Here is a 10,503-nt window from a genome sequence, read left to right on the forward strand (position 1 = left end):
TTAAGTACGTGGTAACTGAATCTTTTTTTCTTCACTTTGGCGATAAAGTACAATAGTGTGGCCAATTGTTTGCAATTTATGTGCGCCGGTTTCTCTGGTGATTGCTTCAAAAATTAAAGATTTAGTTTCACGATCGTCAGTCGGTACTTTGACTTTAATTAATTCGTGAATTTCTAATGCACTTTGAATTTCAACTAAAACACCTTCGGTTAGACCGTTGGCACCTAATAAAACCACAGGCTTTAGACTATGGGCTTGACCTTTTAAAAACTGCTTTTGTTTGTTAGATAATTTCATGTAGTTACAAATTTTACTGAATATGGCTTGAATTAAGGGTATTCTAACGCCATCTAGACAATATTACTAATTAGTTGCGTGTTAATTTATGGCAAATAAAAAACATTCGGCCAGTTCACAGCGTTGGTTGAAAGAACATTTTGATGATCAGTACGTTCATGAGGCCCAAAAGAAGGGATGGCGTTCTCGAGCAGTATTTAAACTTGATGAAGTTCAAAAAAAAGATAAATTATTGCGCCCCGCGATGACGGTAGTTGATTTAGGGGCCGCGCCGGGTAGTTGGTCGCAATACTTAGCTGAAAAGGTGGGTGATAAAGGCCAAGTTATTGCATGTGATATTTTGCCTATGGACTCTTTAGCGGGCGTTGATTTTTTACAAGGTGACTTTCGTGAAGAAGCAGTGCTTGATGCGTTATTAAAACGTATTGATGGTAAAAATGTAGATGTGGTGCTTTCAGATATGGCACCAAATATGAGTGGTAATAGCTCAGTTGATCAAGCTGGTAGCATGTATTTAGTAGAGTTAGCGCTGGATATGTGCAACCAGGTATTGAAGAAAAACGGTGCATTTATAGTCAAGGTTTTTCAAGGTGAAGGCTTTGAGCAATACTTAAAAGATGTCCGAAATAGCTTTAAAACAGTGAAGATACGTAAGCCCGACGCATCACGAGCACGATCACGTGAAGTATATATAGTAGCGACAGGCTACAAACTGTAGTACAGTTGTCAGGCGTTAAGATGAATTTAAATTAATTGGATACAAGAGGTTAACCCCTTGAGCGATATGGCGAAAAATCTAATACTCTGGCTGGTTATTGCAGTTGTGCTAATGTCAGTCTTTCAGAGCTTTAATGGCGGCGATCAAGTTGATCGTCAAACTAGTTACAGTCAATTTGTAAAAGAGGCACGTAGTGGCTCTATACAAGAAGTATCTATTGAACGTACCAGCGGTACGATCACAGGTATTAAATCAAGCGGCGAACGTTTTCAAACGATTATGCCAGTTTATGACAAAGATATTTTAAATGATTTGCTTAAAAGTGATGTAAATGTCAAAGGGGTTAAACCCGAAGAACAGTCATTCTTAACCAGTATTTTAATTTCTTGGTTCCCAATGTTGCTGCTAATAGGTGTTTGGATATTCTTCATGCGTCAAATGCAAGGCGGTGGCGGTAAAGGTGCAATGTCATTCGGTAAAAGTAAAGCACGCTTAATGAGTGAAGACCAAATTAAGACCACTTTTGCTGATGTTGCTGGTTGCGATGAAGCCAAAGAAGACGTTACTGAGCTGGTGGACTTTTTACGTGACCCATCAAAATTCCAAAAGCTCGGTGGTAGTATTCCTAAAGGCGTATTAATGGTTGGTCCACCTGGTACGGGTAAAACCTTACTAGCTAAAGCCGTTGCCGGTGAGGCAAAAGTACCATTTTTTACTATTTCAGGTTCTGACTTTGTAGAAATGTTTGTTGGTGTTGGTGCATCACGTGTACGTGACATGTTTGAACAAGCTAAAAAAGCCGCACCCTGTATCATCTTTATTGATGAAATCGATGCCGTTGGCCGCAAACGTGGCGCTGGTATGGGTGGTGGTAATGATGAGCGTGAGCAAACACTAAACCAAATGCTCGTTGAAATGGATGGTTTTGAAGGTAATGAAGGTATTATCGTAATTGCTGCGACTAACCGCCCTGATGTGCTGGATCCGGCATTACTTCGTCCAGGTCGTTTTGACCGTCAAGTTGTGGTTGGCTTACCTGACATCCGTGGCCGTGAGCAAATCTTAAAAGTACACATACGTAAAGTGCCATTAGGCGACAACGTAGAAGCGAGTGTTATTGCTCGTGGTACTCCAGGCTTCTCTGGTGCTGATTTAGCAAACTTAGTTAACGAAGCCGCACTTTATGCTGCTCGAGGTAATAAGCGTGTCGTTAGTATGGCTGAGTTTGATGCCGCTAAAGATAAAATCATGATGGGCGCAGAGCGCAAGACCATGGTGATGAGCGAGCAAGAAAAAGCGATGACGGCATACCACGAAGCGGGCCACGCAATTGTTGGACGCTTCGTACCAGAGCATGATCCTGTTTATAAAGTATCGATTATTCCTCGCGGTCGCGCTTTAGGTGTCACGATGTACTTGCCTGAGCAAGACCGTGTTAGCCATTCAAAAGAATTGCTTGAATCGATGATCTCTAGCTTATACGGTGGTCGAATCGCTGAAGCACTTATTTATGGTGAAGAAAAAGTCACCACTGGTGCCAGTAATGATATTGAACGTGCAACTGACATCGCGCGTAAAATGGTGACACAGTGGGGTTTAAGTGAAAAATTAGGGCCGTTACTTTACGCTGAAGATCAAAATGAAATGTACATGGGTGGCGGTGGCCGTTCTATGAGCATGTCAGATGAAACAGCAAAAGTAATTGATACTGAAGTTCGCTTACTCTCAGATCGTAACTACGAACGCGCTGAAAACATTCTAAAAGAAAACATCGATATTCTACATGCAATGAAAGATGCATTAATGAAGTATGAAACAATCGATGCCAAGCAAATTGACGATTTAATGGCTCGTGAACCGGTTCGTGAACCGCGTGATGCCCATGACCGTCGTGATGATGATTCAGACAAGAAGCCACCTGCAGAAGAAGCTAAAGAAGCAGAGGCAATTGCTGAAAAAGACGATAAATCAGCAGAAAAAGATGAAACAAATCTTGATGATAAAGCTGAATAAACGTTAAAATAGCTAATCCAAAAGCCCCGCTGGTCGGGGCTTTTTTGTAATTAATTTAATAACGTATAAGTATCAATGCAATGGATGTATTGAAGGTGATAAATGACCATTGTTAGCTTACCCCGAGGCCGTTCTTTACACCTCGATACCCCAGTGATTATGGGGATTTTGAATGTCACTCCTGATTCCTTTTCAGACGGTGGTCGATACTATAAGACCGACAACGCTGTCATTCAGGCTAAAACTCTCTTAGACGATGGCGCAACTATTCTTGATATTGGTGGTGAATCTACGCGACCCGGGGCTCCTAGTGTAAGCCTCGAAGATGAACTAGCCCGTGTGATCCCAACGATTAAAGCAATACGCAATCATCAAAACAGTAAGTTGAACGATTGTATTATTTCCATTGATACCAGTAAAAGTGAAGTGATGCGTCAAGCCATTGAAGCGGGTGCTGATATCATTAATGATGTGCGGGCATTGCAAGAGCCAGGTGCGCTCGAAGTGGTTGCAGCCTTTTGTGATGTGCCTGTGTGTTTGATGCATATGCAAGGGCAGCCAAGCAGTATGCAAAAAAGCCCACTTTACGATGATATATTTAAGCAGATAAAGCAATTCTTTGCCGAGCGCATAAAGGCGTGTGAAACAGCGGGCATTCAGCACGCACGGATTATCCTCGATCCAGGCTTTGGATTTGGCAAAACCTTGAGCCATAATTACCAGCTACTGGCTAAATTTAATGATTTCAACAGTTTTAATTTACCGGTATTAGCAGGGTTGTCACGTAAGTCCATGCTAGGTAATTTATTAAATAGACAAAGTGACGAGCGTTTAGCAGGTAGCTTAGCCGGGGCGCTTATTGCGGCGCAAAATGGCGCAAAAATTATACGTGTACATGATGTAAAAGAAACCGCAGATGCGCTTGCTGTTTGGCAAGCATGCGAACAAGGAATTAAAGATGAGCAGAATTAGAAGATATTTTGGTACCGATGGTGTGCGTGGCATGGTTGGCGAGTACCCAATAACCCCAGAGTTTGCATTGAAGCTAGGCTGGGCTGCAGGGCGGGTGCTTTCTAAAAATGGCACTAAAAAAGTAATTATTGGTAAAGATACTCGTATTTCTGGTTATATGTTAGAGACTTCACTTGAGTCTGGTTTAATTGCTGCAGGTATTGATGTGGTATTACTTGGGCCTATGCCAACTCCTGCTGTTGCTTATTTAACCCAAACGTTTCGTGCCGAAGCGGGCATTGTGATCAGCGCTTCACATAATCCTTATCATGATAATGGTATTAAATTCTTTTCTGGAGATGGTTTAAAGCTTGCAGATGACGTTGAACTTGAGATAGAAGCCATGCTGGATGAGCCAATGAGCTGTGTTGCCTCTGATAAGTTGGGTAAAGCGAGCCGACTAGGAAGTGCCGATGGTCGTTATATTGAGTTTTGCAAAAGTCAATTCCCACAAGGGCTATCCTTAGAAGGGCTAAAAATCGTATTAGATTGCGCTAATGGCGCGACCTATCATATTGCGCCTTTAGTAATGCGTGAACTAGGTGCAGAAGTGATTTGCCATGCCTGTGAGCCTAACGGCGTCAATATTAATGCTGATTGTGGTGCAACTCACGTAGATACTTTAAAACGTAAAGTGCTAGAGCTGGGGGCCGATGTGGGTATTGCTTATGATGGCGATGGCGACAGAGTGATGATGGTTGACCATAATGGCCGCGTATTTGATGGTGATGATATTGTTTATATTATTGCTTGCCAAGCTGCCCGTGATGATATGCTCGGTGGCGGTGTGGTTGGTACGGTAATGTCAAATATGGGGCTTGAAAATGCCTTGAAAGAAAAAGGCATTGAGTTTGCTCGAAGCCAAGTGGGTGACCGTTATGTGATGGAGCTACTGCAAGAAAAAGATTGGAAAATTGGCGGGGAGAGTTCAGGGCATGTCTTGAACCTTGATTTGATAAGTACTGGCGATGGTATTATTTCAAGTTTACAAGTATTAGCGGCAATGGTGGCGCAGAACCGTACTTTAAAAGATTTAGGCGCAGGTTTTACTAAATACCCAATGAAAATGATCAACGTGCGCTATACCAAGGGTACAGACCCTACAACAGCTCCTGAAGTACTTGCTGCAGTTGCTGATGTTGAACAAAAACTGGCAGGTAAAGGACGTGTTTTATTACGTAAGTCGGGTACCGAACCGGTTGTACGGGTGATGGTAGAAGCAGCACAGGAAAGAATGGTACTCGATAGTGCACAAAAAATTGCTACAGTTGTCGAATCTATGAGCAAACAAACTGGTTGATAACAATAACCTCTTGTAACTTTGGGTGAGTCGAGTTAATATCTCGCCCGCTTTCTAATGTGGAGTGGAAAAATGGCAACACGCAAGCCAATGGTCGCAGGCAACTGGAAGATGAATGGCTCATTAGAGCTGGTCACGGAATTGTCAAAAGCAATTAACAACGTAAAATCAACAGAATTGGACGTTGTGGTATTTCCACCCTTTCCATTATTAACAGCTGTGGTTGATAGTGGTTTAACAACCGGTTCGCAAACTGTTTCTCAGCATCAAGCTGGCGCATTTACCGGTGAAGTGGACGCTGAGCTTATTAAAGCATTAGGGGCAACATACACTTTAGTTGGTCATTCTGAGCGCCGCAGCATATATGGTGAAAGTAATGACGTTGTGGCTGACAAATTCTCTCGTGCACAACAAGTAGGTTTAACGCCTATTTTATGTGTAGGTGAAAGTGAACAGCAGCGACAGCAAGGTGAGACTGAATCAGTGGTTGGCGCACAAATTGATGCGGTAATCGACAAATTAGGCCTAGCAGCATTGAAAGATTCTGTGGTAGCATACGAGCCCGTTTGGGCCATTGGCACAGGTCAGACTGCATCGCCTGAACAAGCACAGCAAGTGCACAAATTTATCCGTGACAAAATTGCTGCCAATGACAGTGATTTAGCACAAGGGCTGACTATCCTTTATGGTGGCAGCGTTAACGAAAAAAATAGCGAATTATTATTTGCACAAGCAGATATAGACGGCGGACTTATTGGTGGCGCTAGTCTAAAAGCAGACTCATTTACTGCCATCTGTGAAAGTGCAAAAGGGACCGTATAAGATGTACGAAATTTTACTAGTAGTTTATTTAATTGTCGCTTTAGCTTTAGTGGGTATGGTTTTAATCCAACAAGGTAAAGGCGCTGATATGGGGTCTTCATTTGGTGCTGGCGCGTCAGGAACTGTTTTTGGTTCTTCAGGTGCGGGTAACTTTATGACTAAAGCTACAACAACTTTAGCAACAATCTTTTTTGTGTTAAGCCTTGTATTGGGTAACTTAACGACAGGGCAAATTAAACAGACAGACGAGTGGGAAAATCTTGAAGCAGCACCGGCTGTAGAAACAATTACTCCAGCAGATGATGATGTGCCTGTTAGTGATAGTAAAGAACAAAGCTCTGACGTACCAAATTAGTTTAGTGAACACTAAACAAGTTAGATGATATATTCCTCAAATAAATTATAGAATTTAACATCTAAAGACAAAGTTTTAAAATGCGGTTGTGGTGGAATTGGTAGACACGCTACCTTGAGGGGGTAGTGCTTTAGGGCGTGGGGGTTCAAGTCCCCCCAACCGCACCATATTCAAGGCCTATAATTCAATGAATTACAGGGCTTTTTTTATGGAATTCAATATAAATCAGCGATAATTTTAATTTATTAGATAGTATCGGTGCATCTCAGCTACTTCATTACCACCTACATTACCATCGTGTTTTTTTAGCATTTTGATGCTTGTCCGCCATTCTTTGCAATCCAGTTTAAATTTACACTTGCTGCGATTAGTTGACTTGCATATGTGCTTATAGACTTTCCAATACTTAGGTACTTAATACCTGCATACCAGTGGATTTATAGTGAGGCTTAACGAATATTTTGTTAAGCGGGGCTAAAGAGAATGTTCCTCAGGAAAATTTATATTTTTAATGACAGGCTCACGACAAAACGGCGGCCAAATTCTTCGATTTTCATTAAGGAACTAGTGTTGTTAGTTTTGGCGCTGCGGGTAAGGGTTTCATTGGTGACATTAAATACATCTAAGCGAAGACTCGCGCTGGTTGAGTAAAACCAGCTGAAACTTAAGTCGGTACTGGTGTGATCTTCAACATAGGTATCAGCGTTATTACTGATATCTCGATGTTCTAAAAAGTCACTACGATAGTTTATATTAATTGCGGCTTGCCATTTATCATCACTGACTAAAAAGCGCAGGTTACCAGCCCAATCTGAGACCCCTTCAACAGCAAAGTTATTTGCATTTGGGGTTATAACGTCAGCATTTGTTATATGAGTTAGGTTTGCAGATAATTGGCTTTGTAAAAACCATGGGCTGTATGGCGGCAGCTGCCATTGTGAACTAGCCTGCAAACCATTCACTGTCGCTTCGCCATTGTTACTATGTTGTAGTGAAATATAATTTAGCCCTTGATAGTTAATCGTTTTAGTTTGTTCGACTATAAAATTATCCATATTATGATTAAATGCTAGAAGCTGTAGGCTTGAGTCCTCTTGTAACCAATTAACTGAAAGTGTACTGGTATTAGCAATAACGGGCTCTAAATTTGGGTTACCCAGCTCGGCATAGGGTAAACCACCGGAGTTTACATGCAGCTTGGGATTAAGGTCCGAATAATTAGGCCGATTAATAGAGCGGCTATAACTTGTTCGCCATTGCCAATATACTGATGGTTGCCACTTAATATTAATTGAAGGTAGCCAGGTATTATGATGATGGTAGTGATTCAAAGGTGCTAACTCACCATCAGTTGTAAGCTGAGCGCCTTGCGTTTTATTTAATGTATCACTGTAACGTAGCCCTGCGTTTAAAGTAACGTTTGCTAATTGCCACTGCGAAGATAAATACCCCTCATTTGATTCAAAACTGACTTCATAGCTATTAAGGTGATCGTTATCACTAACATTTTTAAACGGTAAATTAATATCATAGAGCTGAAATAAATTGCTTTTTGGGATCAGCCACGATTGTACTTCTGAGTTTATAAAACCAGCATTAAAACCATTCTGTAAGGGTTCAAGCCAGCGGCCATCTAATTTAGGTAGAGCGTTTAAAGATTGGGCATCTAAACTAATATCTCTGCGGGTATAGCTATACTGTTGTGTTGAACTTAAAAAACCAAATTGTAAATGCTGAAAACCAGAATCAGTTGCACTTTCCCAGCTGCCATCAACTCCCCATTCACTCACTCGGTTAAGCACATTGATAGTTCGTTTACTCATTTGATTGATATGTGAATAGCTACTAACAAGGCCTAAATTCTGGTTAAAACGGTAGTCATTTACAGCGTCAGTTTGTAAATCAACGTAGGCATCCATAGGAGAAAGTGCAGCATGCACTCTTGTAATAGGATCTTTTGTTTCACTTTTTGCTTCACTACGGCTATAAAAAGGAGAAAGTGATAAGGGGATATATTCATTTGGTTGCCAACGCGCGTTAACTTGCACCGTTTGATTGGCATAATATAGGTTGGACTCTTCACGACTGGTTTTAGCATTTACATTATTAAAGTAGAACTCATCTATACTATTTTGTGGCGTTGAAATCTCGCCTATTGCACCCTGACTCTGAGGGTTTATGCCTAGTCTATGTTCATCAAACGAAAAGTCAGTATCGGACCTGAACCAAAGAGTGTTGAGCGTTAAATGATCAGAAACTTGCCATGCTAAAGCACCGTAATAAGTGGCGCGAGTGCGATCTTCCTCTTCAATGGTTATTACTAAACCATCTGTAGGCACTAAAATGTTATCGTCTAATTCTGGCCACTGATATTTACTCGGGGCATCACTATTGTCACCCCAGTGCCAGCTTTCAAACTGATATTGGTGTTGTAGGCGGTTTTCGTAGTTTATCTTGAAAATAACACCTATGTTATCGCTTTTGCCATTAGCGGTTAAACCGAAGCTCGGTTGAAAATTACGGTCACCTTCTAAAGTTGCTGCGGTTAACATTACTTCTAGATTATTTTCTTCATATGCCAACGGATCATCGCTTAATAAATTTACAGTTGACCCTATAGCGCCACTTGGCAAGATTGGATCTGTGGTTTTAAATACCGTGATATTTGAAAATAACCCAGCGCTGAAAATATCAAACCTATGTTGCTGCCCATACTGATTTGAGTTACGTACATTTTCTGTATTAGCTAGGCGGCGGCCATTAAAAAGCGTTAGTTGGTATTCAGGACCTAACCCCATGGCATTAATGTTAAGTGCTTCACCTCGATCACGAGTGATACTCAAACCTGGTACGGCTTGTAATGTTTCGGCTAGGTTTTCGGCTGGTAATTGTTTCAGCATAGCACCTATAGCAACTTCACTCTCACCGGCATAATCACTTTTTACTTGTTGCGCATAACTTACAGCCTGCTGGTAGTTTGTATTAGAAATCTGTGTAGGGTGAACTTTAGGTAACTGACCGATCACCGTGACTTCTTCTAATAATTTATCTTTTGTAACTGATGGAGACACTTTTTTTGAGGTTGGAGCATTAAAAATAACAATACCATCACTTGTTTTTAGCCAGCTTAATCGATGAGGTTTCAGTAATTTATTAAGTGTGCTTTCGAGCGTTATACCCTGGGTTGATTCTTGCGCCAAGCCCTTGAGTAATTGGGTATCGTAAATTAATGCCGTATTATATTGTTCTGACAAACGGGTAAGTTGCTCTATTAAACTTGAGTTCGTTGCCTTCGTTGTAAAACTAAAGCCTGTAAGTGCTACACATAATAAACAGCTTATACGTAACATCTATGAACGACCCTTCAATTTCATTAAACTTCTAGTGTGAATAGTTTAGATGACTAACTTATGACAATGGCCTAAATTGAGGTGTAAATATAACCAACTATTGTTCAATAGGAGTCAATACAACACTGTCGTCAAAATTATTAATTTCAAGCTGGTTTAATTGTGCTATTAATTTAGCTGCACCCACAATATCGGTAGTTTTAAAACGTCCGCTAACACGCAAGTCAGTATCAACATTATTTAACACTAATGGTTTTTTGGTATAACGATTAAGCTGAAAAACTGCATCGTTGATTGTTACATTTTCTAAATCTAGCCAGCCTAGTTGCCAGTCAGGTTGCGTTGTTTTAAATGTAGTAACAACAATATTATTATCGGTGACACGTGCACGTTGACCTTTAACTAGTTCCACTTGTTGTGAGTTATCTGATGTATTTACAGCAACTGTGCCATTAAACACATCAATGATGGTTTCATTAAGTGTTTTATCAACATTAAAAGCGGTACCTAACACGCTGATAATTGCGTTGCTAGTATTAATAGTAAATAGGCGCTGTTCGTCACGCTTTACTGAAAAGAATGCTTCTCCTTTACTTAGGGTCGCCTGCCTGGTTTTACCATTTTCCTTATACTGTAA

General features: G+C 40.9%; 9 protein-coding genes and 1 tRNA gene. 7 read left to right on the plus strand and 3 right to left on the minus strand.

Annotated features, from left to right (window positions below; all coding sequences use genetic code 11):
* Nucleotides 1-297: a ribosome assembly RNA-binding protein YhbY gene (yhbY, locus tag ACT3RM_RS15350; RefSeq protein WP_441836146.1), complete on the minus strand. Its 297-nt coding sequence runs from the start codon at nucleotides 295-297 to the stop codon at nucleotides 1-3.
* 88 nt (nucleotides 298-385) lie between these two features.
* Between yhbY and rlmE the strand changes: the two genes are divergently transcribed.
* From rlmE to ACT3RM_RS15385, 7 genes are all read left to right on the plus strand, one after another.
* Nucleotides 386-1,015 carry a 23S rRNA (uridine(2552)-2'-O)-methyltransferase RlmE gene (gene rlmE / locus ACT3RM_RS15355; RefSeq protein ID WP_441836145.1) on the plus strand — a complete coding sequence of 210 codons (630 nt, stop codon included), beginning with the start codon at nucleotides 386-388 and terminating at the stop codon, nucleotides 1,013-1,015.
* 66 nt (nucleotides 1,016-1,081) lie between these two features.
* Nucleotides 1,082-3,028: an ATP-dependent zinc metalloprotease FtsH gene (gene ftsH / locus ACT3RM_RS15360; RefSeq protein WP_441836144.1), complete on the plus strand. Its 1,947-nt coding sequence runs from the start codon at nucleotides 1,082-1,084 to the stop codon at nucleotides 3,026-3,028.
* Between the two features lie 102 nt (nucleotides 3,029-3,130).
* On the plus strand, nucleotides 3,131-4,000 hold the full coding sequence (folP, locus tag ACT3RM_RS15365; RefSeq protein ID WP_441836143.1) for a dihydropteroate synthase: 870 nt from the start codon (nucleotides 3,131-3,133) through the stop codon (nucleotides 3,998-4,000).
* Nucleotides 3,987-5,339, plus strand: a complete 1,353-nt coding sequence (gene glmM / locus ACT3RM_RS15370) for a phosphoglucosamine mutase (protein ID WP_441836142.1) — start codon at nucleotides 3,987-3,989, stop codon at nucleotides 5,337-5,339. The genes folP and glmM overlap by 14 nt, the downstream gene beginning before the upstream one ends.
* A 72-nt stretch (nucleotides 5,340-5,411) precedes the next feature.
* A complete protein-coding gene (tpiA, locus tag ACT3RM_RS15375; protein ID WP_441836141.1) occupies nucleotides 5,412-6,161 on the plus strand; it encodes a triose-phosphate isomerase in 750 nt (249 codons plus the stop codon).
* Nucleotide 6,162: 1 nt separating this feature from the next.
* Entirely contained in the window at nucleotides 6,163-6,516 is a 354-nt protein-coding gene (secG, locus tag ACT3RM_RS15380; protein ID WP_441836140.1) for a preprotein translocase subunit SecG, read from the plus strand.
* 82 nt (nucleotides 6,517-6,598) lie between these two features.
* Nucleotides 6,599-6,683, plus strand: a tRNA-Leu gene (locus ACT3RM_RS15385).
* A 333-nt stretch (nucleotides 6,684-7,016) separates the two neighbouring features.
* Here ACT3RM_RS15385 and ACT3RM_RS15390 read toward each other — a convergent pair.
* Together ACT3RM_RS15390 and ACT3RM_RS15395 are read right to left on the minus strand one after the other, a co-directional pair.
* Complete coding sequence (locus tag ACT3RM_RS15390) at nucleotides 7,017-9,866, minus strand: TonB-dependent receptor (protein WP_441993100.1); 2,850 nt, start codon at nucleotides 9,864-9,866, stop codon at nucleotides 7,017-7,019.
* Nucleotides 9,867-9,963: 97 nt separating this feature from the next.
* A partial coding sequence (locus tag ACT3RM_RS15395; protein ID WP_444511409.1) for a FecR family protein occupies nucleotides 9,964-10,503 on the minus strand: 540 nt, incomplete at its 5' end.

Origin of the sequence: Pseudoalteromonas sp. AOP7-A1-14 (assembly GCF_052376275.1) — a bacterium.
In the GTDB taxonomy this organism is placed as follows: Bacteria; Pseudomonadota; Gammaproteobacteria; order Enterobacterales; family Alteromonadaceae; genus Pseudoalteromonas.

Excerpts from the sequence above, each read along its gene's own strand:
- yhbY (WP_441836146.1), bottom strand. The coding sequence starts at position 297 with ATGAAATTATCTAACAAACAAAAGCAGTTTTTAAAAGGTCAAGCCCAT.
- rlmE (WP_441836145.1), top strand. The coding sequence starts at position 386 with ATGGCAAATAAAAAACATTCGGCCAGTTCACAGCGTTGGTTGAAAGAA.
- ftsH (WP_441836144.1), top strand. The coding sequence starts at position 1,082 with ATGGCGAAAAATCTAATACTCTGGCTGGTTATTGCAGTTGTGCTAATG.
- folP (WP_441836143.1), top strand. The coding sequence starts at position 3,131 with ATGACCATTGTTAGCTTACCCCGAGGCCGTTCTTTACACCTCGATACC.
- glmM (WP_441836142.1), top strand. The coding sequence starts at position 3,987 with ATGAGCAGAATTAGAAGATATTTTGGTACCGATGGTGTGCGTGGCATG.
- tpiA (WP_441836141.1), top strand. The coding sequence starts at position 5,412 with ATGGCAACACGCAAGCCAATGGTCGCAGGCAACTGGAAGATGAATGGC.
- secG (WP_441836140.1), top strand. The coding sequence starts at position 6,163 with ATGTACGAAATTTTACTAGTAGTTTATTTAATTGTCGCTTTAGCTTTA.
- ACT3RM_RS15390 (WP_441993100.1), bottom strand. The coding sequence starts at position 9,866 with ATGTTACGTATAAGCTGTTTATTATGTGTAGCACTTACAGGCTTTAGT.